The 26,994-nt window shown below is 71.2% G+C and carries 21 protein-coding genes and 3 pseudogenes; 7 read left to right on the top strand and 17 right to left on the bottom strand.

Annotation, left to right across the window (positions count from 1 at the left end):
• Nucleotides 1-108: 108 nt before the first annotated feature.
• Nucleotides 109-732 carry a pyridoxamine 5'-phosphate oxidase gene (pdxH, locus tag STRNI_RS17455; protein WP_018089636.1) on the bottom strand — a complete coding sequence of 208 codons (624 nt, stop codon included), beginning with the start codon at nucleotides 730-732 and terminating at the stop codon, nucleotides 109-111.
• A 471-nt stretch (nucleotides 733-1,203) separates the two neighbouring features.
• Between pdxH and STRNI_RS17460 the strand changes: the two genes are divergently transcribed.
• Nucleotides 1,204-2,307 carry a citrate synthase 2 gene (locus tag STRNI_RS17460; RefSeq protein WP_174876347.1) on the top strand — a complete coding sequence of 368 codons (1,104 nt, stop codon included), beginning with the start codon at nucleotides 1,204-1,206 and terminating at the stop codon, nucleotides 2,305-2,307.
• 524 nt (nucleotides 2,308-2,831) lie between these two features.
• On the opposite strand, the gene STRNI_RS17465 is transcribed toward STRNI_RS17460, so the two are convergent.
• From STRNI_RS17465 to STRNI_RS17500, 8 genes are all read right to left on the bottom strand, one after another.
• Nucleotides 2,832-3,461 carry a TetR/AcrR family transcriptional regulator gene (locus STRNI_RS17465; protein WP_018089638.1) on the bottom strand — a complete coding sequence of 210 codons (630 nt, stop codon included), beginning with the start codon at nucleotides 3,459-3,461 and terminating at the stop codon, nucleotides 2,832-2,834.
• Entirely contained in the window at nucleotides 3,449-4,219 is a 771-nt protein-coding gene (locus STRNI_RS17470; RefSeq protein WP_277411561.1) for an enoyl-CoA hydratase family protein, read from the bottom strand. Before STRNI_RS17470 ends, STRNI_RS17465 begins: the two co-directional genes overlap by 13 nt.
• On the bottom strand, nucleotides 4,216-5,802 hold the full coding sequence (locus tag STRNI_RS17475) for a 4-coumarate--CoA ligase family protein (protein WP_277411562.1): 1,587 nt from the start codon (nucleotides 5,800-5,802) through the stop codon (nucleotides 4,216-4,218). Before STRNI_RS17475 ends, STRNI_RS17470 begins: the two co-directional genes overlap by 4 nt.
• A gap of 102 nt (nucleotides 5,803-5,904) precedes the next feature.
• Entirely contained in the window at nucleotides 5,905-7,068 is a 1,164-nt protein-coding gene (locus STRNI_RS17480; protein WP_159486709.1) for an acyl-CoA dehydrogenase family protein, read from the bottom strand.
• A 251-nt stretch (nucleotides 7,069-7,319) separates the two neighbouring features.
• Entirely contained in the window at nucleotides 7,320-9,239 is a 1,920-nt protein-coding gene (locus STRNI_RS17485) for an acetyl/propionyl/methylcrotonyl-CoA carboxylase subunit alpha (protein WP_277411563.1), read from the bottom strand.
• Between the two features lie 7 nt (nucleotides 9,240-9,246).
• Entirely contained in the window at nucleotides 9,247-10,845 is a 1,599-nt protein-coding gene (locus tag STRNI_RS17490) for an acyl-CoA carboxylase subunit beta (protein WP_277411564.1), read from the bottom strand.
• Nucleotides 10,842-12,635 carry an acyclic terpene utilization AtuA family protein gene (locus STRNI_RS17495; protein WP_277411565.1) on the bottom strand — a complete coding sequence of 598 codons (1,794 nt, stop codon included), beginning with the start codon at nucleotides 12,633-12,635 and terminating at the stop codon, nucleotides 10,842-10,844. The genes STRNI_RS17490 and STRNI_RS17495 overlap by 4 nt, the downstream gene beginning before the upstream one ends.
• Nucleotides 12,632-13,435: a TIGR03084 family metal-binding protein gene (locus STRNI_RS17500; protein ID WP_159486715.1), complete on the bottom strand. Its 804-nt coding sequence runs from the start codon at nucleotides 13,433-13,435 to the stop codon at nucleotides 12,632-12,634. Before STRNI_RS17500 ends, STRNI_RS17495 begins: the two co-directional genes overlap by 4 nt.
• Before the next feature lie 313 nt (nucleotides 13,436-13,748).
• On the opposite strand from STRNI_RS17500, the gene STRNI_RS17505 reads away from it, so the two are divergent.
• A complete protein-coding gene (locus STRNI_RS17505) occupies nucleotides 13,749-14,141 on the top strand; it encodes a hypothetical protein (RefSeq protein ID WP_266450606.1) in 393 nt (130 codons plus the stop codon).
• A 25-nt stretch (nucleotides 14,142-14,166) separates the two neighbouring features.
• Here STRNI_RS17505 and STRNI_RS17510 read toward each other — a convergent pair whose 3' ends face one another.
• Entirely contained in the window at nucleotides 14,167-15,105 is a 939-nt protein-coding gene (locus STRNI_RS17510; protein ID WP_229838719.1) for an EamA family transporter, read from the bottom strand.
• A 135-nt stretch (nucleotides 15,106-15,240) separates the two neighbouring features.
• Between STRNI_RS17510 and STRNI_RS17515 the strand changes: the two genes are divergently transcribed.
• The gene (locus STRNI_RS17515; protein WP_277411566.1) at nucleotides 15,241-16,110 is read left to right on the top strand and encodes a LysR family transcriptional regulator; all 870 of its coding nucleotides are present in this window, start codon (nucleotides 15,241-15,243) and stop codon (nucleotides 16,108-16,110) included.
• Between the two features lie 392 nt (nucleotides 16,111-16,502).
• Nucleotides 16,503-16,985 (top strand): nuclear transport factor 2 family protein, encoded by a 483-nt coding sequence (locus tag STRNI_RS17520; protein ID WP_018089649.1) that lies wholly within the window; start codon nucleotides 16,503-16,505, stop codon nucleotides 16,983-16,985.
• A 92-nt stretch (nucleotides 16,986-17,077) separates the two neighbouring features.
• Here STRNI_RS17520 and STRNI_RS17525 read toward each other — a convergent pair whose 3' ends face one another.
• On the bottom strand, nucleotides 17,078-17,485 hold the full coding sequence (locus STRNI_RS17525) for a hypothetical protein (RefSeq protein ID WP_018089650.1): 408 nt from the start codon (nucleotides 17,483-17,485) through the stop codon (nucleotides 17,078-17,080).
• Nucleotides 17,486-17,836: 351 nt separating this feature from the next.
• A complete protein-coding gene (locus tag STRNI_RS17530; protein WP_159486719.1) occupies nucleotides 17,837-18,127 on the bottom strand; it encodes a hypothetical protein in 291 nt (96 codons plus the stop codon).
• Nucleotides 18,128-18,297: 170 nt separating this feature from the next.
• On the opposite strand from STRNI_RS17530, the pseudogene STRNI_RS17535 reads away from it, so the two are divergent.
• From STRNI_RS17535 to STRNI_RS17545, 3 genes and pseudogenes are all read left to right on the top strand, one after another.
• Nucleotides 18,298-19,048: pseudogene (locus STRNI_RS17535) on the top strand (DUF6879 family protein).
• Between the two features lie 13 nt (nucleotides 19,049-19,061).
• Nucleotides 19,062-19,910, top strand: coding sequence for a helix-turn-helix domain-containing protein (locus STRNI_RS17540; RefSeq protein ID WP_277411567.1), 849 nt, complete (start codon nucleotides 19,062-19,064; stop codon nucleotides 19,908-19,910).
• A 113-nt stretch (nucleotides 19,911-20,023) separates the two neighbouring features.
• Nucleotides 20,024-20,635 (top strand): annotated as a pseudogene (locus STRNI_RS17545) (DUF5753 domain-containing protein); the annotation flags it as partial.
• A gap of 115 nt (nucleotides 20,636-20,750) precedes the next feature.
• Here STRNI_RS17545 and STRNI_RS17550 read toward each other — a convergent pair.
• The 5 genes and pseudogenes from STRNI_RS17550 to STRNI_RS17570 form a co-directional block, all read right to left on the bottom strand.
• Nucleotides 20,751-21,128 (bottom strand): VOC family protein, encoded by a 378-nt coding sequence (locus STRNI_RS17550; protein WP_266450597.1) that lies wholly within the window; start codon nucleotides 21,126-21,128, stop codon nucleotides 20,751-20,753.
• Nucleotides 21,129-21,197: 69 nt separating this feature from the next.
• Nucleotides 21,198-21,395: a hypothetical protein gene (locus tag STRNI_RS17555; RefSeq protein WP_277411568.1), complete on the bottom strand. Its 198-nt coding sequence runs from the start codon at nucleotides 21,393-21,395 to the stop codon at nucleotides 21,198-21,200.
• A gap of 250 nt (nucleotides 21,396-21,645) precedes the next feature.
• Nucleotides 21,646-22,354 (bottom strand): annotated as a pseudogene (locus STRNI_RS17560) ((Fe-S)-binding protein); the annotation flags it as partial.
• Between the two features lie 1,302 nt (nucleotides 22,355-23,656).
• The gene (locus STRNI_RS17565) at nucleotides 23,657-23,779 is read right to left on the bottom strand and encodes a DUF397 domain-containing protein (protein ID WP_277413268.1); all 123 of its coding nucleotides are present in this window, start codon (nucleotides 23,777-23,779) and stop codon (nucleotides 23,657-23,659) included.
• 101 nt (nucleotides 23,780-23,880) lie between these two features.
• Nucleotides 23,881-26,919, bottom strand: coding sequence for an FAD-binding and (Fe-S)-binding domain-containing protein (locus STRNI_RS17570; protein ID WP_277411569.1), 3,039 nt, complete (start codon nucleotides 26,917-26,919; stop codon nucleotides 23,881-23,883).
• Nucleotides 26,920-26,994 lie beyond the last annotated feature (75 nt).

The raw sequence follows: 26,994 nt of genomic DNA on the forward strand, positions 1-26,994 counted from the left end.
CCTTCGCGCCATCGAGCGCGGAGGAAACAGCCCGCGGGTCGTCTGCGTCTGCGTACGGCGGATGACCCGCGGCCCGGCGACGGGGCACCGGCCCCGCCGCCCCCGTCCTCAGGGCGCCAGCCGCTCCACGCTCCAGGCGTCGCCCTCCCGCACATACCGCAGCCGGTCGTGCAGCCGGTTGAGCCGGCCCTGCCAGAATTCGATCGTCTCGGCGGCGATCCGGTAGCCGCCCCAGTGCGGCGGCGCCGGCACCTGCTCGCCCTCCGGGTAGCGGGCCGCCAATTCCTCGTAGGCGCGCTCCAGTTCCTCGCGCGAGCCGACCCGTGCGGACTGGTCGCTGGCCCAGGCTCCCAGCTGGGAGCCGTGCGGACGGGTGCGGAAGTAGGCGGCGGTCTCGTCACGGCCGATGCGCTCCGCGGTGCCGGTCACCACGACCTGACGGGCGAGGGGGTGCCAGGGGAACAGCAGCGAGATGGCCGGATTCTCGGCCAGTTCACGGCCCTTCCGGCTGTTGTAGTTCGTGAAGAACACAAAGCCGCGGTCGTCGAACGCCTTCAGGAGCACGGTCCGTGAGCTCGGCCGGCCCGCCGGGTCCACCGTCGAGACGACCATCGCGTTCGGCTCGTGCAGACCGGCCACCGTCGCGTCCTTGAACCAGCGCGCGAACTGGTCGTACGGGCTGGCGGCAAGGTCGGACTCGACGAGTCCCTCGGCGCGGTAGTGGGCGCGCATGGAAGAGGGATCGGGGGTCTCGGCATGAGGCGCGTCGGCTGGGTGCACGGCCTCATCTTGCAACACCCTGTCGGACGCGGTCAGCCGGGAGGGGCGGAAGTCTGCCCCTCGTCGACCGGCCGTAACCCTCCCGTCGGCAGATCGACCGGTGTGCGGGTCGCACGACTCCCCGCAGGTGAGGGACCCGCCACAATCAGGGGCAGGCCCCCTGTGGACCCCGGGCGCGGAGAGCTATCGTGTCCGTCCGGCCTGAAGGGGCGCACCACAGCGCACCTGGCCGCCCGCGGACCGACCACCGCGGACAAGACCGTCGCGTGACCCACCCCCTGGCGGGGCATCACCGGGGTGACCGGTACGGACCGCGAGCTGCCGGCGCAGCCGCGGAACCGCACCGGCACCGCACACCAGAGACTCGACCGCACGGCAGCCGGTCACGGACCGCTTGCCGTCCCCATCTTGAGGAGCTGCCTGATGTCCGACTTCGTACCCGGGCTCGAAGGAATCATCGCGTTCGAGACGGAGATCGCCGAGCCGGACAAGGAAGGCGGTTCGCTCCGCTACCGCGGTGTCGACATCGAAGATCTCGTCGGGAAGGTGTCCTTCGGAAACGTCTGGGGACTGCTGGTCGACGGCGCGTTCAACCCCGGCCTGCCGCCCGCGGAGCCCTTCCCGATCCCGGTGCACTCCGGTGACATCCGGGTCGATGTGCAGTCGGCGCTCGCCATGCTCGCGCCCGTATGGGGCCTGAAGCCGCTCCTGGACATCGACGAGCAGACGGCCCGTGACGACCTCGCCCGCGCCGCGGTGATGGCGCTGTCGTACGTGGCCCAGTCGGCGCGCGGCCCTGGCCTGCCGATGGTGCCGCAGAAGGAGATCGACAAGGCGGACACCATCGTGGAGCGCTTCATGAAGCGCTGGCGCGGCGAGCCCGACCCCCAGCACGTCAAGGCCGTCGACGCCTACTGGACCTCGGCCGCCGAGCACGGCATGAACCCCTCCACCTTCACCGCCCGCGCCATCGCCTCCACCGGCGCGGATGTGGCGGCGGCGCTGTCCGGCGCGGTCGGCGCGATGTCCGGTCCGCTGCACGGCGGCGCCCCCTCCCGCGTCCTCGGCATGATCGAGGACGTCGAGCGGACCGGCGACGCCTCGGCCTACGTCCGGCAGGCGCTGGACAAGGGCGGCCGGCTGATGGGCTTCGGCCACCGTGTCTACCGCGCCGAGGACCCCCGTGCGCGGGTGCTGCGGCGGACCGCCCAGGAACTGGGCGCCCCCCGCTTCGAGGTCGCCGAGGCCCTGGAGAAGGCCGCACTCCACGAACTGCGCAGCCGCCGCCCGGACCGCGTGCTGGCCACCAACGTCGAATTCTGGGCCGCCATCGTCCTGGACTTCGCCGAGGTCCCGGCCCACATGTTCACCTCGATGTTCACGTGTGCCCGCACGGCGGGGTGGAGCGCGCACATCCTGGAACAGAAGCGGACGGGCCGACTGGTCCGGCCGTCGGCCCGGTATGTGGGGCCCCGTACGCGCAGCCCGCGGGAGATCGACGGGTACGACGGCCTCGCGGCGCGGTAAGCAGGCTTCCCACGTTTTCGCCTTTCCCGCCGTGGGGGTTGTTCACCGTTGCGCCTGGCGGCGGGCGGGTCCGCTGCGCGGGGCTGTCGGGGTGCGGTGACGGGCCTCCGCGGGTGGGGGTGTCCGGACTGCTTCGCTTTACGTCCGGACACCCCCACCCGCTCCGGCCCGTCCCCTCCCGTGGAGGGGTGGGAAAAACGGCTGGTGGGAGTGCCCGCCGGTGGTCATGTGCTCCTCGCGAAGCAGGAGTGAAAGCGCCGCCTACGGACGCCCGCCCCCACCCACCTGTACTCACTCCCCCAACGGGAGGGGACGGGCCGGAGGGGCCTGGTGTGTGGACGTAAAGCGAAGCAGTCCACACACCAGGCCCCGGAGGCCCGTCACCGCACCCGACACCCACCCAGCCCGCCGCAGGCGCAACGGCGGGGCACCCGCAAGCATCACCGAGCCCACGCCCCGCGCAGCGGACCCGCAACGGGGCCAAGCCCCCACGGCGGGAAAGCCGAAAACGCGGGGAGGGCGCACTAGCGCTCAGGGCGAAGCATCGCGTCGATGATCTTCGCCCACTCTTCGACAACCTTGGCCCGGCGGGCCGAATCGTCCGTGAGGAGATTCGCGAGGCCCAGGCCACGGGCCATGTCGAGCAGGCCCTGGACGGTCTCGCGGACACCGGCCACCGCCTCATCCGCGTCGAGCAGCGCCACCGCCGTGCGGTGGGCCTCCCGGCCGACGCGGGCCTCCAGGGCGGTGACCCGGTCACGCAGCTGGTCCTCGTCGGAGGCGGCCACCCACAGATGCAGCGCGGCGCGGAACAGCGGTCCCGTGTAGAGGCCGACGAGTTCCTCGACGATGACCCAGGTGCGGGCGACGGAGCCGGCCGGCGGCAAGTTGTGGGCGACCGCCTTGACGGCGCCCTGGCGCTTCTCCGCGACATGTTCGACGGCCGCCGTGAACAGGTCCTCGCGGGTACGGAAGTGGTGCTGGGCGGCGCCCCGGGAGACGCCGGCCCGCTCGGCGACCACCGCGACCGTGCTGCCGCTCCAGCCGCGCTCCGCCAGGCAGGAGACCGCGGCCTCCAGCAGTTTGAGCCGGGTGGCGCGGCTGCGTTCCTGCTGGGGCTGCTTGGGGCCGCGGGCGGGGGTCAGCGCGCCCATGCCGGGGCCCGTCGTTCCAGGAAGGCGGTCATGCCCTCGCGGGCCTCCGCGGAGCCGAAGAGCCGCGCGGACTGTTCGGCGAGCGCCTCGGTGTCGCGGTCGAAGGCGGCCAGCACCGGGGCGGTGACCAGCTTCTTCGACTCGGCCAGGCCCTGCGGTGAGCCCTTGCGCAGGCCGTCCAGTACGGGCGCGAGGCCGGTGTCGACGTCGTCGGCGGCGAGGGTGACCAGGCCGATCCTGGCCGCCTCGGCGGCGTTGAACTTCTCGCCGGTCAGGTAGTAGCGGCCGGCGGCCCGCGGGTCCAGCCGGGGCAGCAGCGGCAGCGAGATGACGGCGGGGGCGAGGCCGAGCCGGGCCTCGGTGAAGGCGAACGTGGCGTCCGGTCCGGCCGCGGAGATGTCGCAGGCGCCGAGCAGACCCAGACCGCCGGCCCGGACGTGTCCGGTGACCCGGGCGACGACCGGTTTGGGCAGCGCCACGAGGGCGCGCAGCAGCTTGGCCAGACCCAGCGGGCCGTCCTTCGCCGTGCCGGAGGTGGCCTCGGAGAGGTCCGCGCCGGCGCAGAACGTGCCGCCGGTGTGGGTGAGCACGACGGCGCGGGTGGCGTCGTCGGCCGCGGCGTCCGCGAGCGCCTGGTGCAGTTCGGCGACCAGGCGGGTGGAGAGGGCGTTGCGGTTGTGCGGGGAGTTCAGGGTGAGGGTGGTGATGCCGTGCTCGTGGGAGCGCGGGACGAGGGGTGTCGCGGGTGCGTCGGTCATCGGGGCGTCGAGCTCCTTTCCCTGGCGCGCAGTTCGCGCCGCAGGATCTTTCCGGTGGTGGCGCGCGGCACGCTGGCCAGGAATTCCACGCGGCGCACCTTCTTGTACGGGGCGACCTGTCCGGCAACGTACGCGATCACCTCGTCCTCGCTCAGCCGGGCCCCCCGCTGCCGCACCACGAACGCCTTGGGCACCTCGTTGCCGTCCTCGTCCCGGACGCCGATGACCGCGGCGTCGGCGATCGCGTCATGGCCGAGCAGCAGTGCTTCGAGGTCGGCGGGGGCGATCTGGTAGCCCTTGTACTTGATCAACTCCTTGACGCGGTCGACGACATGGAGCCAGCCGCCGTCGGTCCGCCCGATGTCGCCGGTGTGCAGCCAGCCCTCGGGGTCGATCATCGCGTCGGTCTCGGCGGGCCGTCCCAGATAGCCCTTCATGACCTGGGGCCCGCGGATGAGGATCTCGCCGCTCTCCCCGGGCCCCACGTCCTCGCCGGTCTCCAGGGACACCAGGCGCATCTCGGTGTTGGGGATCAGCTTGCCGACGGCGCCCGGCGGCGGGTTCGGAGTGTCGAGGGGGACGCAGTGGGTGCCTGGGGACAACTCGGTCATGCCGTACGCCTGGAGCACCGGCGGGAGGCCGAGCCGGCGGGAGCAGGCCGCCGCCAGTTCGGCGTCCAGGGGTGCCGCGGCGGAGACCAGGTAGCGCAGGGAGGAGAGGTCGTAGTCGGCGACCAGGGGGTGTTTGGCGAGGGCGAGGACGATCGGGGGTGCCACGTAGACGGCCGTGATGCGGTGCTGCTCGATGGTGGCGAGGAATTGCTTCAGGTCGAAGCGGGGCAGGACGACGACGGTGGCGCCGTTGCGCAGCGGGGCGTTCATCAGGGCGGTCAGCCCGTAGATGTGGAAGAACGGCAGCACGGCCAGCACCCGGTCGTCGGGCCCGTTGGAGACCAGTGGGGCGAGCTGGGCGAGGTTGGTGGCGATGCTGCGGTGGGTGAGCATCACGCCCTTGGGGGTGCCGGTGGTGCCGGAGGAGTAGGGCAGTACGGCCAGGTCGTGGGCCGGGTCGAGGGTGACGGACGGTTCCGGTCCTGTGCAGGCCGCCAGGTCGAGGACGGAGCGGTGGCCGGCGGCCCGGTCGCAGACGAGGATCTCGGCGACACCGCCGGTCTGCTGTGCGGCGGTGCGGGCGGTGTCCAGCAGCGCCGACACGGTCACGATCCAGCGGGCCCCGGAGTCCTGGAGCTGTTTGGTGAACTCGCCCTCGGTGGCGAGCGGATGGACGGTGGTGACCGCCGCCCCGCAGCGCGAGGCGGCGTGGAACACGGCCGGGAAGAGCACGGTGTTCGGGCTGTGCAGGGCCAGCACGTCGCCCTTGCGGACCCCGGACGCTGCCAGGCCGGCCGCGATCCGGCGGCTGAGGCGGTCCAGTTCGGCATAGCTGACGACGGTGCCGTCGAGGCCGTCGATCAGTGCGGGCCGGTCGCCGTACTCCGCCGCCCGCCCGAGGACGGCCTCATGGATCGGCAGCTCTACGGGCGCGACGTCGGCGTACTCGCTGTGGAACACGTGGAACACCATGCCTGGGCCTTCCCTTCGCGGAGGTACGGCGGGCGGGGCGGGTGCGGAGCCGCCCCTCCGGCCGGGACGGGCCGCCCGGCCGGCACGGTCAGCATCCCGTCCTCAGTACGACTTGGGCAGCCCCAGGGACTGGTGCGAGACAAAGTTGAGGATCATCTCGCGGCTGACCGGCGCGATCCTCGCCACCCGGGCGGCGGTGATCATCGAGGCGAGGCCGTACTCCTGGGTGAGGCCGTTGCCGCCGAGGGTGTGGACGGCCTGGTCGACGGCGTGCACCGCGGCCTCGGCCGCCGCGTACTTGGCCATGTTGGCGGCCTCGCCCGCGCCCATGTCGTCGCCCGCGTCGTAGAGATGCGCGGCCTTCTGCATCATCAGCCGGGCGAGCTCCAGCTCGATATGGGCCTGCGCGAGCGGGTGGGCGAGGGACTGGTGGGTGCCGATGGGCTCCTTCCACACCTGGCGGGTGCGGGCGTAATCGACGGCCCGGCCGAGGGCGTAGCGGCCCATGCCGAGGGCGAAGGCGGCGGTCATGATCCGCTCCGGGTTGAGCCCGGCGAACAGCTGGAGCAGCCCGGCGTCCTCGTCACCGACCAGCGCCTCGGCGGGCAGCCGCACCTCGTCCAGGGTCAGCTCGAACTGCTTCTCCGGCGCGGACAGTTCCATCGCGATGGGGCTGCGGCCGAAGCCGGGGGTGTCGCGCGGCACGATGAACAGGCAGGGCTTGAGGCGGCCGGTGCGGGCGTCCTCGGTGCGGCCGACGATCAGGGTGGCGTCGGCGATGTCGACGCCCGAGATGAAGACCTTGCGGCCGTTGAGGACCCAGTCCCCGCCGTCCTTGCGGGCGGTGGTCGTGATGCGGTGCGAGTTGGAGCCGGCGTCCGGTTCGGTGATGCCGAAGGCCATCTTGCGGGAGCCGTCGGCCAGGCCCGGCAGCCAGGTGCGCTTCTGCTCCTCGGTACCGAACCGGGCGAGGACCGTACCGCAGATGGCGGGCGAGACGACCAGCATCAGGAGTGGACAGCCGGCGGCACCCAACTCCTCCAGGACGATGGAGAGTTCGACGATGCCGCCGCCTCCGCCGCCGTGCTCCTCGGGGAGGTTGACGCCGAGGTAGCCGAGTTTGGCGGCCTCCGCCCAGAGTTCGTCGGTGTGTGCGCCCTCGGCCACGACTCGGGCGAAGTATTCGCGGCCGTAGCGGTTGCCTAGGGCGGCTACCGCCGCACGCAGGGCGCGGTGTTCCTCGGATTCGATGGTCGGGGTGCCCATGGGGTCTCCTCGGGGGTCGTCGGTTCCGGTTGCGTTGCCGAGCGCGGCGCCGTTCCCGCCTTCGGCGGTGGAGAGGGTTTGGGGGGTGGGGCCCAGGTGTGTGGGTGGTGCGGTGTCGGGGCCTCCGGGGCGGGGTGTGGGACTGCTGCGCTTTACGTCCCACACCCCGCCCATCCGGCCCCGACACCTCGCGTCTCGTGGCGGGCCCCACCCCGGTGGGGGGAGCTGTCAAAGCCCCGGGGGTGGTGCCGTCAGTCCGTGACGACGGCCAGGAGGGTGCCTACTTCTACCTGCTGGCCCGGGTGGACGGGGAGTGTGGTGAGGGTGCCTGCGGAGGGGGCGGTGATCTTGTGTTCCATCTTCATGGCCTCCAGCCACAGCAGCGGCTGGCCGGCCTCGACCGGGTCGCCCTCGGTGAGGCCCGCCGCGATCCGTACGACCGTGCCGGGCATCGGCGCCAGGAGGGAGCCGGGCTCCGTACGGGCGGTGGGGTCGGGGAAGCGGGGCAGTGCGGTGAAGGCGTGGGAGGTGGGTGCGGTGGTCCCGCCCGGGGCCGGTGGGGCGTCGACATGGACGCGGTCGCCGTAACGGGCGATCGCGAACTGCCGCCGTAGTCCGTCGATTTCGAGCACGACCTCGTCCGGGCCGAGGGCGAGCAGGCGTACGCCGGGGAAGTCCTCGGCCCGTAGTCCGTCCCGGCCGAGCCGGTAGCGGATGGTGTGCTCGGTGGCCCCGCAGGCGTAGGTCTTGACCTGGGGTCCTGAGGGGACGTTGCGGAAGCCGCCGAAGCGGGAGCGGCCGTGTGCGTCGGCGAGGGCGGCGGCGAGCGCGAAGACGGGTGCCCCGTCGGTGCCGGCCTCGGTCAGCTCGGCGAGGTGGCGGTCGTAGAAGCCGGTGTCCAGCGCGCCGGGGTCGGTGAACTCCGGGTGGCGCAGGGAGCGGACGAGCAGGTCGCGGTTGGTGACGGGGCCGTGGAGGGCGGCCCGCTCCAGGGCGCCGGCCAGTTTCCGTACGGCCTCGTCGCGGCTCGGTGCCCAGGCGATGACCTTGGCGAGCATCGGGTCGTAGTGGACGCCGATGGTGTCGCCGTCGGTCACACCGGAGTCCAGCCGGACGCCGTCGGGCAGCGCGAGCCGGTGCAGGGTGCCGGTCTGCGGCTGCCAGCCGGCCGCCGGGTCCTCCGCGTAGAGCCGTGCCTCCACGGCGTGCCCGTGGGGCCGCGGTGGTTCGGGGTCCAGAGGGCGGCCTTCGGCGATGCTCAGCTGGAGGGCGACCAGGTCGAGGCGGTAAACGGCCTCGGTGACCGGGTGTTCGACCTGGAGGCGGGTGTTCATCTCCAGGAAGAACGCCCGCCCGGTGCGGTCGACCAGGAACTCCACGGTGCCGGCGCCCCGGTAGCCGATGGCGCGGGCCGCCCGGTCCGCGGCCCGGTGCAGGGTGGCCCGCAGTTCCTCGGACAGCCCGGGGGCCGGGGCCTCCTCGATGACCTTCTGGTGGCGGCGCTGGAGGGAGCAGTCGCGGGTACCGAGGGTCCAGACGGTCCCGTGGCCGTCGGCGAGGATCTGCACCTCGACATGGCGTCCGCCGACGACGTAGGGCTCGACGAACACCTCGCCGTCGCCGAAGGCGGATGTCGCCTCGACCGCGGCTGCCTTCAACTCCCCTTCGAGAGCGGATAGTTCAGAGACCACGCGCATACCGCGGCCGCCGCCGCCGGCCGCCGCCTTCACCAGCAGCGGCAGATCGGCCTCGGTGGCCTGTCCGGGGTCGACGGGGGCCAGCAGCGGCACCCCGGCCCGGTCCATCAGCTCCTTGGCCCGCGTCTTGGAGGCCATGGCCTCGATGGCGGCGGGTGGCGGCCCGATCCAGGCCAGGCCCGCTTCGGCCACCGCCGTGGCGAATCCGGCGTTCTCGGAGAGAAAGCCGTAGCCGGGGTGGACCGCGTCGGCGCCGGCGGCTCGTGCGGCCCGCACCAGCAGATCGCCGCGCAGGTAGGTGTCGGCGGGGGCGTCGCCCGGGAGCCGTACGGCGGTGTCGGCCTCCCGTACGTGCGGGGCTCCGGCGTCCGCGTCCGAGTGCACGGCGACGGTTGCGATGCCCAGTTCACGGCACGTGCGGAAGACCCGCCGGGCTATTTCGCCACGGTTGGCGACGAGTACGGAACGGATCACTTCTGCCTCACATCCGGAAGACGCCGAAGCCGCCCCGCGCGCCCTCGACGGGGGCGTTGTGGAGGGCGGACAGACACAGGCCGAGGACGGTTCGGGTGTCGCGCGGGTCGATGACGCCGTCGTCGTAGAGCCGCCCGGACAGGAACATCGGCAGCGACTCCGACTCGATCTGCTGCTCGACCATCGCGCGCAGCCCGGCGTCGGCCTCGTCGTCGTACGGCTGTCCCTTGGCCGCCGCCGACGCGCGGGCGACGATCGAGAGCACCCCGGCGAGCTGCTGCGGTCCCATGACGGCGGACTTGGCGCTCGGCCAGGCGAACAGGAAACGGGGGTCGAAGGCGCGGCCGCACATGCCGTAGTGGCCTGCACCGTAGGAGGCGCCCATGAGGACGGAGAGGTGCGGGACCTTCGAGTTCGACACCGCGTTGATCATCATCGCGCCGTGTTTGATGATGCCGCCCTGCTCGTACTCCTTGCCGACCATGTAGCCGGTGGTGTTGTGGAGGAACAGGAGGGGGATGTCGCGCTGGTTGGCCAGCTGGATGAACTGGGCGGCCTTCTGGGACTCGGCGCTGAACAGGACGCCCTGGGCGTTGGCGAGGACGCCGACCGGGTAGCCGTGCAGCTCGGCCCAGCCGGTCGTCAGGCTCGGCCCGTAGAGCGGTTTGAACTCGTCGAAGTCCGAGCCGTCCACGATCCGGGCGATGACCTCGCGGGGGTCGAACGGCGCCTTGAGGTCGCCCGGGACGATGCCCAGCAGCTCCTCCTCGTCGTACTTGGGCGGTGCGGCCGGGCCCGGATCGGGCTGTGCCTTGTGCCGGTTGAGGCGGGCGACCACGCGCCGGGCCTGGCGCAGCGCGTCCGGCTCGTCCACCGCGAAGTGGTCCGCGAGCCCGGAGGTGCGGGCGTGCATCTCGGCGCCGCCCAGCGACTCGTCGTCGCTCTCCTCGCCGGTCGCCATCTTCACCAGCGGCGGGCCGCCCAGGAACACCTTGGCGCGCTCCTTGACCATGATCACGTGGTCGGACATGCCGGGGACGTAGGCGCCGCCCGCGGTCGAGTTGCCGAAGACCACGGCGACGGTCGGGATACCGGCCGCGGACAGCCGGGTGAGGTCCCTGAACAGCGCCCCGCCCGGGATGAAGATCTCCTTCTGGCTGGGCAGGTCGGCGCCGCCGGACTCGACGAGGGAGATCACCGGGAGGCGGTTGGCGAAGGCGATCTCGTTGGCCCGCAGCGACTTCTTCAGCGTCCAGGGGTTGCTTGCACCGCCGCGTACCGTCGGATCGTTGGCGGTGATCACGCACTCCACGCCCGCGACCGTGCCGATGCCGGTGACCAGCGAGGCGCCGACCTGGTAGTCGCTGCCCCAGGCGGCGAGCGGCGACAGCTCCAGGAACGGGGTGTCGGGGTCGACGAGCAGCTCGATCCGCTCCCGGGCCAGCAGTTTGCCGCGCTTGCGGTGCCGGGCGACGTACTTCTCCCCGCCGCCCTCGGTCGCCTTGGCGTGTTCGGCCTCGATCTCCGCCAGCTTCGCGAGCATCGCCGTACGACGCTCCGCGTACTCGGCGCCCGACGGATCGAGCCCGGTTCCGAGCACGGTCACCACAACACCTCCGGTATGTCCATGTGCCGCGAACGCAGCCACTCCCCCACGGCCTTGGCCTGGGGATCGAAGCGGGTCTGCGCGGCGACGCCCTCGCCGAGCAGCCCGTCGACGACGAAGTTGAGCGCCCGCAGATTCGGCAGTACGTGCCGGTCGACCGGCAGTTCGGCGGTCTCGGGCAGCAGCTGCCGGAACCGCTCGACGGTCAGCTCGTGCGCCAGCCAGCGCCAGGCCCGGTCGGTGCGGGCCCATACCCCGACGTTCGCCGAGCCGCCCTTGTCGCCGCTGCGGGCTCCGGCCACCTGGCCGAGGGGGCCGCGCCGGTTGGCCCCGGCGGGCAGCGGCTCGGGGAGCGGTGGGTCGGGCAGCCGCACCAACTCCTGTGTGCTGGGCGCGTGTTGACTGCTGATCCGGGTGCCGTCCGGCAGTACGGCGACATGCGGCACCCCGGCCGCGTCGACCGCCACCGCCTCGAAGACCCCGTACGGGGTGCCCTTGCCGGGCGGCGCGGTGACATGGAAGCCCGGGTAGCTGGCCAGCGCCAGCTCGACCGCGGCGCCACTGACCACCCGGCCCACCGCGTCCTGGTCGGGGTCCCGCACCACCAGCCGCAGCAGTGCGCTCGCCTCCTCCTGGACGTCCGCGTCCTCCCGGTCGGTACGGGCCAGCGTCCAGCGCACCTCGGCCGGGCGGTGCTCCGCCGCGTCGAGGGCCGCCTCCATCTGCCGGCGGACCAGCGCGGCCTTGGCCGCCACGTCCAGCCCGGTCAGGACGAAGGTGACCTCGTTGCGCCAGCCGCCGAGGCGGGTCAGCCCGGTCTTGAGGGTGGGCGGCGGCGCCTCGCCCCGCACCCCGTCGATCCGGACCCGGTCCGGCGCCTCCTCCGTCAGCCGTACGGTGTCCAGCCGCGCGGTGACGTCCGGCCCGGCATAGCGGGCCCCGGCCGTCTCGTACAGCAGCTGGGCGGTGACCGTGCCGGTGGTGACCGCGCCGCCGGTGCCCGGGTGTTTGGTGATCACCGAGCTGCCGTCGGCGGCGATCTCGGCGAGCGGGAAGCCGGGCCGCAGCAGGTCATGGCCGTCGAAGAAGGAGTAGTTGCCGCCGGTGGCCTGGGTGCCGCATTCGAGGACATGCCCGGCGACCACCGCACCGGCCAGCTGGTCCAGATCCTCGGGCCGCCAGCCGAAGTGGGCCTGGGCCGCGCCGCTGACCAGCGCGGCATCGGTGACCCGCCCGGTGACCACCACATCGGCCCCGGCCCGCAGACAGGCGGCGATGCCCCCGCCGCCCAGGTAGGCGTTGGCGGTCAGCACCCCCTCGCCCCACCCTCCGCGCGCCAGCAGATCATCGCCCTCCACATGCGCCACACGCACGGGCACACCGGCCTTGTCCGCCAACTCCCGTACGGCGTCGGCGAGTCCGGCCGGGTTCAGCCCGCCCGCGTTGGTGACGATCCGCACCCCGCGTTCGACGGCCAGCCCTAGGCCGTCCTCCAGCTGCCGCAGAAAGGTCCTGGCGTATCCGCGGGTGGGGTCCTTCAGCCGGTCCCGGCCGAGGATCAGCATGGTCAGCTCGGCGAGGTAGTCGCCGGTCAGCACATCCAGTGGCCCGCCGGTGAGCATCTCGCGCAGCGCGTCGAAGCGGTCGCCGTAGAAGCCGGAGGCATTGCCGATGCGGAGGAGGGCGGGGTCGGCGCCGATGGGGCGTACGGGGTGTGTGGGGCGTATGGGGCCGGTGTCCTCTGCGGAGTCTGAGGTGTGGCTACCGCTCATGGTGCGGCCGTCGCTCATGAGGTGGCGGCCTTCCCGGACGGCTCCCGGCCCTTCCCCGGGGGGCCCGCGAAGGCCTGCGCGATCTCCAGCCACCGTTCCGCGTCGGCCCCTTCGGCCCGTACGGACGGCAGATCGGCCCGGTGCGCCCGCTGGGTCACCAGCAGACAGAACTCCAGCGCCTCACCGGTCACCCGCTGTGCGGCGTCCGGCGGCCCGTACTCCCACACCGTGCCGTCGGGCGCCCGCAGCTCGACCCGGAACTCCTCGTCCGGCGGGGTGAGTTGATGCGTCGCATAGGCGAAGTTGCGGGTCCGGACCCCGATCCGGGCGATATGCCGCAGCCGTGCGGTGGGAGGTCGTACGGCACCCAGCGCATCGGCGATGTCCTGCCCGTGCGCCCAGGTCTCCATCAGCCGCGCGGTGGCCATCGACGCCACGCTCATCGGCGGGCCGTACCAAGGCAGTTTCCCGCCCTCGGGCCGCTCCGCCAGCGCGCGCTGCAGCGCCTCCCGCCCGGCCCGCCAGTCCGCGAGCAGCTCGGCGGGCGGTGTGCGCGCACCGGCTTCGGCGGCCTCGTCGACGAAGGTGAGCGGTGCGGCGAGCGCCTCCTGCGCGGCCCGCGCGAACCCGTCCGGGTCGGTGGCCGAGAGCAGCGCCTGCCGGTCGGTCCAGGCCAGGTGGGCGATCTGATGGGCAACCGTCCAACCCGCGGCGGGCGTCGGGGCCGCCCAGCGCTCGGCCGGCAGCCCGGCGACCAGTGCGTCCAGCTCCTCGCTCTCCGCCCTGAGATCCGCCAGTACGGCGCCGGGATCGGACACGCGACACTCCCCTCATCCACCCAACTGCCGGGGCAACGGGGCGCGTTGACAAACGGCGACGGCCGCGGCGGAGTGCTGCGGCCGTACGGGTGCGGTGTGGTGCGGGTGCGGGTGCGCTCCGAGCGTGGCAGCGCGACCAGAAACAATCAAGCACGCCTGCATGATTTTTTCCTCAGCGGTCCTACTGCGGATGGTGCAGGCGCTTGCTGCTTGAGGAGGATGCATCCGCCGCACCCGGCGACAGAGGCTTGATCAGTGCCGTCCGCGGGGGCTGACATGGCAACACGTCATGGGAGGCACCGCGGATGACGCCATGTCATCTACGGAAGGTCTGAAGATGCGCATCATCCCGAAGCGGCGCGCAGCCGGGGTCGGGGCGGCGGCCGTCGCCCTCCTCGTCGCCTGCGGCGGCGCGGCAACCGCCACCCCGTTATCGGCCGAGTCGACGGCCGCCCCGGTGGCTGCCCGGTACAAGACCATGGTGGTCGCCAGCGTCCACGGCGCCCCCATCTATGCCAAGCCCTCCTCCGACGCCCACCGCTTCCGGACGTACCGGCAGGGCACCCCCGTGCGGATCCAGTGCCAGACCACCAAGACACCCTCCGGGCGGCTCTGGTACCGGCTGTACAACTCCATGCCGACGTCATGGGTCCACTCCGGGCACTTCGCCTCCCCGGTGCACCCGCCCAAGGAGTGCTACCCCTAACGGGCGGCCGCGGGCGGCCCGTAGCTCAGCCGTGGGCCGCCGCGCTCCGTACCGCCCCCACACTCGCGATCACGACCAGCCCGATCGCCAGCACCTCGGCCCAGCCCAATGCCTGGTGCAGTACGAGGAATCCGGCGGTGGCCGCGGCGGCCGGCTCCAGGCTCATCATCACCGCGAAGCCGGAGGCCGGGAGCTTGCGCAGGGCGAGCAGTTCCAGGGTGTAGGGCAGGACGGACGACATCAGGGCGACCGCGGCGCCCAGCCCCAGCGTGACCGGGTTCAGCAGGGCGGAGCCCGCGCTGACGATGCCGAGCGGCAGGCTGAGCAGCGCCGCTACGGTCATCGCCAGCGCCAGTCCGTCCGCCTGCGGGAAGCGCTGGCCCGTACGGGCGGAGAGCAGGATGTAGGCGGCCCACAGCCCGCCGGCCGCCAGCGCGAACCCGGCTCCGGCCAGATTGAGCCCGTCGAACCCCTCGCGCCCCAGCAGCACCACACCGCCCAGCGCCAGCGATGCCCACACCAGGCTCAGCAGCCTGCGGGAGGTCGCCACCGAAAGGATCAGCGGGCCGAGGAACTCCAGGGTGACCGCCGCGCCCAGCGGAATGCGGTCGATCGCCTCGTAGAAGAGCGAGTTCATGCCGGCCAGTGCGATGCCGAAGGCCAGCACCGTGGCCCAGTCGCCCCGCGCATGGCCACGGACCTTGGGACGGCACACGAGCAGCAGCACCAGCGAGGCGACGACCAGCCGTAGCGTGACGACGCCCAGCGCACCGGCCCGCGGGAAGAGCAGCACCGCCACCGAAGCGCCGAACTGCAGCGAGACGATCCCGCCGATGACCAGCGCCACCGACCCGATCCGCCCGCGCGCACCCGCCGCACCGGCGGTCCCGGCCTGCGCCTCCGCCGTCAGCACCTCGGGCGAGGACGGTATGGGATGCGGCAGCCCGCCGTGATCGGCGGGCATGGTGTGGACGGGAGGGGCAGGGGTGGCGGGGGTCCCGCCATCGGGGCTCTCGGGCGAAGCATTCACGCCACCACGCTACGGCCCGCCCTTCCGGTCCGTGAAATGCCTTTTCCCCTGTTGTTATGCTCCGCACGCATGAGCATCGAGCTGCGTCATTTCCGCTGCTTTCTCGCCATCGCCGACACCCTCAGCATCACCCGTGCCGCCGAGCGGCTGCATCTGACCCAGCCCGCCGTCTCCCGCACCCTGCGCCAGCTGGAGCAGGCGCTGGGCGTCCGCCTCGTCGACCGCTCCACCCATCACCTCGCGCTCACCCCCGACGGCCTGTCCTTCCGTGACCGGGCCGCGGTCGCGGTGGCCGCCTTCGACCGGGCGCTCGGCTACGCCCACCACACCGGCTGGCCGCTGCGGCTGGGCCATGCCTGGGCGGGCGCCGGTACGGACACCACCGCGCTGCTCCGCCGCTGGCACGAGGAGCACCCGGCGACCCCGCTCGAACTCCTCCGCATCGACGACCGCACGGCCGGTCTCGCCCGCGGCGAGGTGGACGCGGCCCTGCTCCGCGGCGAGGTCCTCGCCCCGGGCCTGATCACCGAGCGGCTGACCACCGAGCCCCGAGTGGCCGGACTGCCCGCCGACGACCCGCTCGCCGACCGCACCGCCCTCTCCCTCGCCGATCTGGCCGACCGCACCATCGCCGTCAACACCGTCTCCGGGATCACCTCCCTCGACCTGTGGCCGCCCTCGGCCCGCCCCGCTTCCACGATCACCATCGGCAACACCGACGACTGGCTGGCCGCCATCACCGGCGGCCGCGCCGTGGGCGTCACCACCTCCGCCACCGCCGATATGCACCCGCACCCGGCCATGGCCTACGTCCCCCTGACCGACGCCCCGCCCGTCCCCGTCGTCATCGCCTGGCGCGACGGCCCGGGGCACCCGCGGATCCCGGACCTGATCAGGCTGGCCCACGAGGTCATGGGGCATCACCAGGGCCGGCCGTGACGTACCGGTACCTCCCCGAACTGTGCACCGCCGCAATCGCCGCGGTGCTCCTCCTTCCGGCCGCGCGCAGCTACTTCACCCCGGGCGAGCGGACCGGCTGAGCGCAGGGGTCCCCGGCAACCGACGGTAGGCGCACGTCCGTCCCGTACCTGGGTGTGCGACACCCGGCCTCGCCCCCTCCCCTGGGTGTGCGACACCCGACCTCGGCCCCTCCTGGGTGTACGACACCCGGCCTCGCCCCTCCTGGGTGTACGGCACCCGGCCTCGGCCCGTCCTGGCTGAGTGGGCGCCGACGGCACAGAGTTGCCGCATCCGGCGCATCCGGCCGACGCGAACGCTCTCGTCGCCGGCCGACGCCGTGGCCCATGACCCCTCTCAGAGGAGCAGACGCTGTGTCCGTCTCCCCCGGCAACGACGCCACCTTCGTACGACGCCTGCAGCGCCTGGAGGACAAGGAGTCCCTGCGTGCGCTGCTGATCCACGGCTGGCGGGCCCTGGACCGCAAGGCCTGGCGCACCTGGATCGAGTGCTGGGCCGAGGACGCGGTCCTGGAGTTCGGTCCGTGGCAGCAGGTCCACGGCCGGGAAGCGATCCTGGCCAAGGTCATCGAGGCCGAAGCGCCGTACACCAGCATGCAGCACCACCTCCTCAACACGGACTTCGAGGTGCAGGGCGACCGGGCGACCGGCATCGGCTACATGTGGTTCGTGGCCGTCGCCGACCCCGGGACGACCGCTTCGCCCTATGCCATGGGCGGCCCCTACGACTGGGAGTTCACCCGGGGCACCGACGGATGGCGCCTGACCCGCCAACGGCTCGGCGTCTGGTGGACCACGGGCACGGACACCCTCCACTCATTCACCACGGCCGACTAGCCACTGTCCGAAGGTTCGTGTGCCCGCCTCAACGCGCCCGCTCCACCTCCCTGACTTCCGTCCCGGGCAGTGCGGATCGGCCCCGTAGTGGGCTACCGCAGCGGGCACGCGAGATCAGGTCGCACCCGGTGCGGACTACAGGCGATCAGGTTCAACGAGAGGAACCGTCCCCCGCTCACCCACCAGCCCCCGACCCGGTCCTCACCGGCGGACAGGGCCCGTACGGTCTCCTCGTACAACGGCCTCGGCGGGTAGGAGCCGACGAAGAGCTCGACGTAGTGGTCGAGTTGCGCGTCGTACCAGTCGGCCGCCTCCTTCGGCTCCTCGAACGTCGCCTCGATCCGGTCGGCCGGCTTCAGCAGCCAGTCCGCGCACTCCAGCGGCATCACCTGCGCGGACGCAAACTCCTTGTGGCCCGGTCGCCGATGAGCGTCCCCCGGCTTGACGAGAACATCGCCGCTGCCGAGCCAGACGTAGGCATGGTGGTGAGGTCCGGTCATCGCTCTCCCTCGTGCGAACGCTCCGCGTGAACTGGTCCGAATGGGCGGCGGCCCACGCCCCGGTGGAGGGACGGGGCCGCCTGATCCACGTACTACTGGCGCCCGCAGCCTTGGCCGTCGCCGCAGCCTCCGTTGGGGTTACCGCTCTGGTTGTCGTCCTCATCGCCGCCGTACTTGACCGGATCGAGGCGGTATCGCATGGTCATCTCCTCGGGTGCTGAGTCGACGCACGGTCGGTCCGCGCGTCGTCGCGCACTTGCGAGGGCCCCTTTGCGGGCCCACCCCGCTCCGGCCGTGTCCTGCCAGGGAATGGCGGCCGGGGCGGGAGTTATCAGGACTGCCCGCTCCCGTTCACGGTCCCGCCGGGTGCGTCATCCGGTGCCGGACGATCAAGACGTTGAAGTCGGTCACCTTGCTGGGGTCCCGGTCCGCCTCGGCCTGCTTCCGGCCGCGCTCCAGCGCAGCGCAATCTGGACAACGGGACTCCAGCCGGGAATGAATCCGCACCGAGAGCTGCACCTCGGGTGACGCGTCCTCAACGTGGCACGGGGCACTGCCGAATTCGACGATCCCGTCAGAGGCTGGCGCATGGTGGAGGGGCTTGGCCACTTCGACGGGACTAGTCCGGTCCGGTGTAGTCATGGCCAGGACGCTAGAGAGCCAGGGGCGGCTACGGAGACCGATATTCTCCGATATTCTCGATGCCTCCTCGACTATTCTCTGGCATTCTCATGTCATGGGCCTCACCCCCTGGTTGAGCCGTGCAGTGAGACGCAATCCTGATCTCAACATGCCTACGAAGGGGGTAGATCATGGTGCGACGACTGCGCTTCAACGGCACGGGGAGCGATGAAGACGGCTGCCCGTCAGTACACGAGGACCTCGATAGCGGCGAGATCATCGTGCACGGCCCGCAGCTGACCGAACGACATCGCACAGCTTCAACGGCTGTCTCCTGGCGAAACCCCGATCGTGGTGCCGCGAGCACTGCTCGTCGACTTCGGGCCCAAGGAGGTCACACGCGTGCCGAAGATCATTGATCTGGACGCCTTCGGACGGCTCTTCACCTCGTTCGAACATACGGCCTGGCGCCTGGAGACGCGGGGGCGCTACGCAAGCGACGAAGGCACCACAACTTACGCCCAGTTCACGCGGGGCGAGCCAGTAGCGTGGGAGGGTGTCAGCCCGGACTGGTGCGCACGGCGGCGTGAACAGACCGCTCTCGGAAAGCGCTTCGAGCGGGTCCGCATCGTCGACAATCCGGCAAGCACAGGACAGCTCTACCTCCTTGACAATGCGAAGCGGAATAGCGCGGTCGGAGAGGACATCCGCAACCTGTGGCGCTCGGATGCCAATCGCCTCCACCTGCCCGTCGAGGACTTTTGGATCTTCGATTCGCGACTTGTCGCACTGCTCAACTTCGACGACGCGGACAACTTGATTGACGTCGAGCTGATCAAGGAACCCGAACGTGTACTCAGGTACGCCCAGGTACGCGACGCGGCGTGGCACCACGCCGTTCCTTTCAAGCAGTTCGCGGCGCAATTGACTGCGGAGGAGTAGCGAGCGTGATTCGGTGACCGACTTCCAGCAGTCGCGAGTTGCCCTCGGGGCTCGACTGCGCGAACTCCGTACCTCGCGGCCTGGAGGTCGGCTCACCGGCACACAACTGGCCGAACGCCTAGGCTGGACTCAGTCCAAGGTCAGCAAGCTGGAGCGGGGCCGCCAGACGGCCACTATCGAAGACCTCCAGCAGTGGGCAGAGGGGACTGGTCAGCCCGAAGCATTCAACGAACTCCGGTCACGTCTCCATGGAATAGAGTCACACCATCGCTCATGGCGGCGGCTGCTCAGCTCCGGACACAGGGCCGTTCAGGAGGATTTGAACGCCCAGCATGCGCAATCAACCATCTTCCATGCATGGCAAAATGCAATGATCGTTGGCGTTCTCCAGACACCTGATTATGCGCGCCACATTTTCAGCCGCTATGCAGAACTACAGCGCTCCCCAAAAGATACCGAAGACGCCGTACGCGCAAGGATGAAACGCCAGCAAGGACTGTACGATCACCGACGTAAATATCACCTCCTGATGTGGGAACCAGTCCTGTACACACTGATCTGCCCACCATCAGTCCTCGCTGGGCAACTGGACCGAATCGCCGGGGCTATCGGCTTGGATACCGTCGAATTGGGTATCGTGCCACTTACTGCCGCCGTGAAGGTACCGCCCGCAAGCGGATTCTCAATCCATGATGAGCGCCTTGCTGTTGTCGAGACATGGCATGCGGGACTCCGGATCGATGACCCTGACAGCGTCTCAACTTACCTCCGAACGTGGCAGACGCTTCAGAAATCCGCCGTTTACGGTCACACCGCACACCAGATCATCGACCGTGCGAGACATGCCATCGGCACCAAATGAGAGAAATCAATGAAATGCCGAATTGCCTCGGTCAGGGAAATTCGGGACACAACTAATAGACTGAAGAGTCGGGACAAACAACGAAAGGTTGTCCGATGCGGCAGAACGCGCCTAGCAGTGAGTCGACGTACACCGAGTGGCGCCACAAGGTAGGCGACGGGCTGAAGCCACTCCAGAACAGTTTGGTCCAGTTATTCCAAGAGACCCGGCTGTTCCGGATCTACTCCTCCACCCTCATGCCCGGCCTGTTGCAGACCGAGGGTTACGCAGCCGCAGTGCTGCGCACGGTCGCCGACTTTCAGGAACTTTCCTTCGACGACAGCGCGGAGGCCGCGAGGGCGCGGGTGGAGCGCTCCCGCGTCATCCATGACCCAGAGCGCCAATTCGTTCTGCTCGTCGAAGAAGCGGTGCTGCACCACCACCTCGGAGATACGGAGGTGATGGCTGCCCAGCTGGACTACCTGCTCACCACTGCCGCCCTGCCGTCCGTGTCGCTCGGGATCATCCCGATGGCGACGCGCGAGCGGGTGCAATGGCCACGCGAGACGTTGCACATCTACGACGACAACCTCGTGTCGGTCGAGCTGGTGTCCGCAAAGGTGGAGATCACCCAGCCCTCCGAAATCGCCCTCTACCTGAAGGCGTTCGAGCAGCTGCGCAGCATGGCCGTGTACGGCGCGGAGGCGCGGGCGCTCATCCTGAAGGCGCTTGAGGCGTTGCGGTGAAGCTGCGAGCGACGGCATGAAGCTCATGGGCTGGCCCTCTTGCCGTCGTCAGCCTCGGTGTCTGGACGTCGTACTCGCCTGATCAAAGGTGGCCGCACCCCTGCGGTGTCTCCGGTCAGTCCCGGACGAGACAGAACGGGTGACCTGCCGGATCAGCGAAGATGCGCCAACTCCGCCTCCCGTCCCCCTCATCGAGCATGGTGGCACCCAGCTTGAGCACGTCTTCCTGAGCTTGGTCCAGGTCCTTGACCCCCAGGTCGAGGTGGAACTGCTGGGGCCGAGCGGGATCCGGCCACCGCGGTGACTGATGATCTTCCACTCGTTGGAAGGCCATCACGAACCCACCATCGGTGTGGAGCGTCGCCCAGCCGTCGTCGAGCGACCACCGCGGATCCGGCTGGTTCACCACACCGCCGAGAAGCGACTGGTAGAACCGGGACAGCTCAACGATATCGGCACAGTCCAACACCACACACTGCAGCTTGGCGATCATGAAGGGCAGCGTAGAGCAGCACCGCGCACCGGCCTCGAACGAGCCTGATCACGATCTGCAGCTGGAGTACTAAGACACGCCCTCTTCCTCTCCGTCGCCGGCATCCGCCGCCCCCGCCGCGGGCGGCCCGTCAGCGTGAGCGGGTCCTTGGGTGCCGTCCGTGGCCGGCGTGGGCTTCTCGCCGCGCTTGCGCGCCAGCTCCTCGGCCCGGCGGTCGGAGTCCAGCCGCATTTCCGCTTCTGCCTTGAGGTCAAAACTCCGCACCATCGCCCCCAGAATGTCGCGGCGCTCCCTGGCTCCGTCGCGGCGTTCGGACGCGTTGTCCTTCCACGCCGCGCGCACAGGACCGCCGGTTGGCTTCTCACCTGCACTGTCAGTGTTCCCGGCACACCTGCACCCACCCGGCCGCCGGTGCCACGGAAGCCGCCGTTGGATGCACACCAGGCCGTCGCCCGGGGCCGGTACGCACCGGTGCGCACCCCCCGGCGCGCACCGGCCCCGTACACCCCCGCGAACGTCACCCTTCTCCCGGCGCTCCCGGTACTTCCGGCGCTCCCGGCATTCCCGGCGCTCCTGACACTCCCCACTCCCCGGACCCTCCCAGCTCGCCCAGCCCTCCCGGCTCGTCCGCCTCCCCCAACGCCTCCGCCAGCACCTCCGCCAGCACCTCCGCCAGATGGCGTCCCGGACGGTCGCCCAGTTGATCAAACTGAGTACGGCACGAGAAGCCGTCCGCGAGGATTTCCGTTCCGGGGGCGGATTCCCGTACTGCGGGGAGGAGTTGGTCCTTGCCAGTCGGGGGCCAGTTCTTCCAGGGCTTGGGCGAAGGTTCTTACGGAGGAGGCCAGTCGGGCCGCCCGGGGGTCGTCGGAGAGCAGTTCCGGCAGGTCCGTGCGGAGGGCGGCGGCGCAGCTCGGTTCGAGGACGACCAGGGGGTGGCCGTCCTGGAGGAGGGGGCTCAGGGCCTCGATCGTGCGGCGCATGACGGTTCGGGCCCGGTCGAGTTGTCCGGTGGAGACGTAGGTGAGGCTGCAGCACAGGGGAGGGCGGTGGAGGCGGGGAAGGACGGACTGAGTGAGGGCGCCGCCGGGCTGGCGCAGTGGGGCGGTCGGCGGCAGGAGGGGGCGCAGTCCGGCCGCTTCCAGGACGTGTACGGCGGCGCGGCCCACCTCCGGGGAGAGGTGGTTGGTGAAGGTGTCGGGCCAGAGGATGACGGTGCGGGCGGAGGTTCCCCCGGTGGCGTCGTCGAACGGCCGGAGACTCCCTCAGTAGCCGTCGCCGAACGGACGGAGACTCCCCCAGTAGCCGTCGCCGAACGGACGGAGACTCCCCCAGTAGCCGTCGCCGAACGGACGGAGACTCCCCCAGTAGCCGTCGCCGAACGGACGGAGACTCCCCCAGTAGCCGTCGCCGAACGGACGGAGGCTCCCCTGGTGGCCGTCGCCCTGTGACGGCGCCACCACCAGCGAACGTCGCCTCGATCCGGGCGGCCGGCTTCAGCAGCCAGTCCGCGCACGCCGGCGGCATCACCTGGGCGGAGCGGGGCCCACCCGGATCACGGACCACTGACGGGCCTCAGCCCTGGCCGTCACCACAGCCCCCGCTGGGATTGCCGCCCTGGCTGTCGTCCTCCTGAAGTCGCCTCATGCGGCGGGCCCGCGGCAGGAGATGAGGAGTTCCGCGCCGGGCAGCGGAGGCGGTATACGCAGCAGGCCCCCGGAACCAAGTCCCGGGGGCCTGCTGTTGGAAGACGAACGTGCGGGCTGACGGTCTTGTCAGCGTTGTCGTCCCGCTCGGGCCGGAGCATCGCGCTCCGCGGAGTACACCGCCGTCCGCCCTTCGCCGTACTCCTGGCCGAGGCCGGAGTGCGTCGGCGTCACGTCAGCCATGAAGCCGATCTGCGCTTGTTACGCCAGGCCGCAGGCCGTGAGTCCGTAGTCGCTCTTGACGCCGAGTTCCTGTAGCTCCCGCCAACACATGTCGCGGCCCGCCGGGCCTGAGGCATGTGCCGCGGTCGCACATGCATGCTTCACCCCGGCGCCGACGTTGTAGCCCCTCCCCTTCAGATAAGCAGTGCAGTCTGACTGGGACGCCGAGGCCGGCGTCGCGAGGGCCACAGGCAGAGCCCCCGCGATCAGGGCCAGAGACGCAGCGGCAGCTGTACGACGCAGCGCTCCGCCCCGGTGGTTCGTACGAGCCTTGTCACGCATGGAACTTCCCCTCTTTTCCTGCATGGAGCTTCCCCCAGTTGCATTTTCGTGGCGCAGCCTTTCTCAGCGAGTGCGCGCCGGTCATGCGCACACTCGGCAACGTCGGCTGACGGGCACCGGGATACGAGAGCACCCACCGGAACGTGCCGCATCGGCGATACGGAGGTCCCGCGTATGGCGGTTCAGGGCCCTCGCGCCTCGCTGTCCTGCCCACATGCACCAATCGAACGGATGATCACGCTACCATCGTGTCCCGCACGCCACCCGGGTTTTTGAAGGCCTCGCCCTGGCCTTGCGCTCGAATGAACGCCGGTGGCCTCAGAAGGCCGCGGGATCTTCGGTCTTGAGCGTTTCCATGAACGATCCCCACGCGCCCTCGCCCACGATGAGGCGAGGGCCGGCTGGGTGCTTGCTGTCACGTATGACTTCGGTCGGCCCCATGACGCGCGAGGCAGCGTTGTCCCTCCTCACGCCCGGCTTCTGGTGCGAGCGCCGGGCCCGGCCCGTCCCCCGTCAGTCGCGGATATTGCCGCACGTATACATCACGCCCCCTCCCCCAACGCCTCCGCCAGCACCTCCGCCAGATGGCGGCCCGGGCGGTCGCTCAGTTGATCAAGCTGAGTACGGCACGAGAAGCCGTCCGCGAGGATTTCCGTTCCCGGGGCGGATTCCCGTACTGCGGGGAGGAGTTGGTCCTCGGCGCAGGCCACCGAGACGTCGTAGTGGCCGCGCTCGAAGCCGAAGTTGCCGGCCAGGCCGCAGCAGCCGCCGGTCAACGAACCGGTGAGGCCCGCGCGTTCGCGGAGGCGGCGTTCGGCCGCGTCGCCGAGGACCGCATGTTGGTGGCAGTGGGTCTGGCCGGCGATGGGGCGGTCGATGCGGGGTGGCTGCCAGTCGGGGGCCAGTTCTTCCAGGGCTTGCGCGAAGGTGCGTACGGAGGAGGCCAGTCGGGCCGCCCGGGGGTCGTCGGAGAGCAGTTCCGGCAGGTCCGTGCGGAGGGCGGCGGCGCAGCTCGGTTCGAGGACGACCAGGGGGTGGCCGTCCTGGAGGAGGGGGCTGAGGACCTCGACGGTGCGGCGCATGACGGTTCGGGCCCGGTCGAGTTGTCCGGTGGAGACGTAGGTGAGGCCGCAGCAGAGGGGTGGGCGGTGGAGGCGGGGAAGGACGGGCTGAGGGAGGGCGCCGCCGGGCTGGCGTAGCGGGGCGGTCGGCGGCAGGAGGGGGCGCAGTCCGGCCGCTTCCAGGACGCGTACGGCGGCGCGGCCCACCTCCGGGGAAAGGTGGTTGGTGAAGGTGTCGGGCCAGAGGATGACCGTGCGGGCGTCGGACGGGGACCCGGCCCCGGCCGTCGTGCGGCCACCGGACAGCTCCCCTGTCCCAGTCACCGTGCCGCCACCGGACAGCTCCCCGGCCCCAGTCACCGTGCCGCCACCGGACAGCTCCCCGGCCCCGCCCGCCGTCCCGCGGCGCCGGCGCCACCACCAGCGGGTGAAGGTCTCGGTGGCCAGTGCGGGGATCGGCCGCTCGGCGGCGATTCCGCCGAGGCGTTTGGCGACGGCGGCCAGCGGCGTACGGGCGAGGACGTTGAGGGCGGGGGCCAGCGGGGCGGCGGCGTGCAGCCACTGGGGGAGGCGGCCCATCGAGTAGTGCGCGGCGGGGCGCACCCGGCCCTCGTAGTGGTGGTGCAGGAATTCCGCCTTGTAGGTGGCCATGTCGACGCCTACCGGGCAGTCGCTGCGGCAGCCCTTGCAGGAGAGGCAGAGGTCGAGGGCGTCGTGCACCTCCGGCGACTGCCAGCCGTCCGTGATCACCTCGCCGGCCAGCATCTCGTGCAGCAGACGGGCCCGGCCGCGGGTGGAGTGCTGCTCCTCGCCGGTGGCGCGGAAGGACGGGCACATGACGTCGGTCGAGCCCGGACCCGTCGTGGTGTTGCGGCATTTGGCGACGCCCACGCAGCGGCGGACGGCGGCGGAGAAGTCGCCGTTGTCGTGCGGATAGCCGAATTCCACCGGGACCGGGCGCGAGGGCAGCACCTCGAAGCGGAGGTTCTCGTCGAGCCGTGCGGGGCGGACGAGCATGCCGGGGTTGAGGCCGGCAGCCGGGTCCCAGAGCGACTTGAACTGCTCGAAGACGCGGACGAGTTCGGGGCCGTACATCTTCGGGAGCAGTTCGGCGCGGGCCTGGCCGTCGCCGTGCTCGCCCGAGAGCGAACCGCCGTGCGCGACGACCAGCTCGCCCAGGTCGTAGGAGAAGTCCCGGAAGCGGCGGATGCCGGGCGGGGTCAGCAGGTCGAAGTCGATGCGGATGTGGATGCAGCCGTCGCCGAAGTGACCGTAGGGGGTGCCGCGCAGGCCGTGCTGGGTGAGCAGGGCGCGGAAGTCGCGGAGGTAGGGGCCCAGCTGTGCCGGGGGGACGGCGCAGTCCTCCCAGCCGGGCCAGGCCTCACTGCCGTCAGGCAGCCGGGTGGCGGTGCCCGAGGCGTCCTCACGGATCCGCCAGAGCGCTCGCTGGCCGGCCGGGTCGGTGACGACGGTGTGGTCGGTGCTGCCGTCCGCGGCGGCCGCCCGGCAGAGCGCCTGCGCGCGGGCTGCCGCCTCACCCGGGCTCGCACCGCCCATCTCCACGAACAGCCAGGCGCCGCCCTTGGGCAGCCCGGCGGCGTCGCCCACCAGATCGGCGGCCATCCCCTCGACGGTCATCGGGCCGTGCGGGAGGAGGGTGTGCGCGGCCTCGGCGGCGGCGCTCTCGTCGGGGTAGGCGAGGACGGCGAGCACCCGGGCCGCGGGGGTCTCCACGAGGCGTACGGCCGCCTCGGTCAGTACCCCGAGGGTGCCCTCGCTGCCGGTGAGGGCGCGGGCCAGGTCGGTGCCCTTCTCCGGGAGCAGCGCGTCCAGGGCGTAGCCGGAGATCCGGCGGGGAAGGTCGGGGTAGCCGGTGCGCAGCAGCGCCAACTCGCCGTCCACCAGGGCTTTTACGCCGTCCCTCAGGCGCGGGGGCAGTCCGGTGGGGGCACCGGTGGGGTCGGTGCCGCGGCCGGCCCGTACCCGCTCGCCGCCGTAGGTCAGCAGCTCCAGCTCGCGGACGCTGTCGGCGGTGGTGCCCCAGGCCACCGAGTGCGAACCGCAGGAGTTGTTGCCGATCATGCCGCCGAGGGTGCAGCGGCTGTGGGTGGAGGGGTCGGGGCCGAAGGTCAGTCCGTGGGCGCCGGCCGCCGCCCGCAGGTCGTCCAGGATGACGCCGGGCTGGACGACGGCGGTGCGGGCGGCGGGGTCCAGCGACACGATCCGCCTCATGTGCCGGGTGAAGTCCAGCACCACCCCGACGCCGGTCGCCTGCCCCGCGATACTGGTCCCGCCGCCGCGCGGCACCACCGGCACCCCGTGCTCCCGGCACACCCGCAGCGCCGCCGCGACGTCCTCGGCGTCCCGGGGCGCGACCACCGCTCTGGGCACCCGCCGGTAATTGGACGCGTCCATCGTCATCAGTGCCCGGTCGGCCGCGGCGAACGAGACCTCCCCCCGGACCGCGGCCGCCAACTCCTTCGCCAGATCCCGCTTCTCCGTCTCCGTACGATCAGCCATGTCTCCAGCCTGCCCACTGGGACGGGTTCATGGGTGGTCGGCAGGCCCGATCGCCGGGCGAGTTGCGGCCGTACG

The sequence above is a fragment of the Streptomyces nigrescens genome (assembly GCF_027626975.1).
Taxonomy (GTDB): domain Bacteria; phylum Actinomycetota; class Actinomycetes; order Streptomycetales; family Streptomycetaceae; genus Streptomyces; species Streptomyces nigrescens.

Coding starts and splice junctions, on each gene's coding strand:
- pdxH (WP_018089636.1), bottom strand. CDS start 732: ATGCGCGCCCACTACCGCGCCGAGGGACTCGTCGAGTCCGACCTTGCC.
- STRNI_RS17460 (WP_174876347.1), top strand. CDS start 1,204: ATGTCCGACTTCGTACCCGGGCTCGAAGGAATCATCGCGTTCGAGACG.
- STRNI_RS17465 (WP_018089638.1), bottom strand. CDS start 3,461: ATGGGCGCGCTGACCCCCGCCCGCGGCCCCAAGCAGCCCCAGCAGGAA.
- STRNI_RS17470 (WP_277411561.1), bottom strand. CDS start 4,219: ATGACCGACGCACCCGCGACACCCCTCGTCCCGCGCTCCCACGAGCAC.
- STRNI_RS17475 (WP_277411562.1), bottom strand. CDS start 5,802: ATGGTGTTCCACGTGTTCCACAGCGAGTACGCCGACGTCGCGCCCGTA.
- STRNI_RS17480 (WP_159486709.1), bottom strand. CDS start 7,068: ATGGGCACCCCGACCATCGAATCCGAGGAACACCGCGCCCTGCGTGCG.
- STRNI_RS17495 (WP_277411565.1), bottom strand. CDS start 12,635: ATGAGCGACGGCCGCACCATGAGCGGTAGCCACACCTCAGACTCCGCA.
- STRNI_RS17505 (WP_266450606.1), top strand. CDS start 13,749: ATGTCATCTACGGAAGGTCTGAAGATGCGCATCATCCCGAAGCGGCGC.
- STRNI_RS17510 (WP_229838719.1), bottom strand. CDS start 15,105: ATGCCCGCCGATCACGGCGGGCTGCCGCATCCCATACCGTCCTCGCCC.
- STRNI_RS17515 (WP_277411566.1), top strand. CDS start 15,241: ATGAGCATCGAGCTGCGTCATTTCCGCTGCTTTCTCGCCATCGCCGAC.
- STRNI_RS17525 (WP_018089650.1), bottom strand. CDS start 17,485: ATGACCGGACCTCACCACCATGCCTACGTCTGGCTCGGCAGCGGCGAT.
- STRNI_RS17530 (WP_159486719.1), bottom strand. CDS start 18,127: ATGACTACACCGGACCGGACTAGTCCCGTCGAAGTGGCCAAGCCCCTC.
- STRNI_RS17550 (WP_266450597.1), bottom strand. CDS start 21,128: ATGATCGCCAAGCTGCAGTGTGTGGTGTTGGACTGTGCCGATATCGTT.
- STRNI_RS17555 (WP_277411568.1), bottom strand. CDS start 21,395: ATGGTGCGGAGTTTTGACCTCAAGGCAGAAGCGGAAATGCGGCTGGAC.
- STRNI_RS17565 (WP_277413268.1), bottom strand. CDS start 23,779: ATGGGGCCGACCGAAGTCATACGTGACAGCAAGCACCCAGCCGGCCCT.
- STRNI_RS17570 (WP_277411569.1), bottom strand. CDS start 26,919: ATGGCTGATCGTACGGAGACGGAGAAGCGGGATCTGGCGAAGGAGTTG.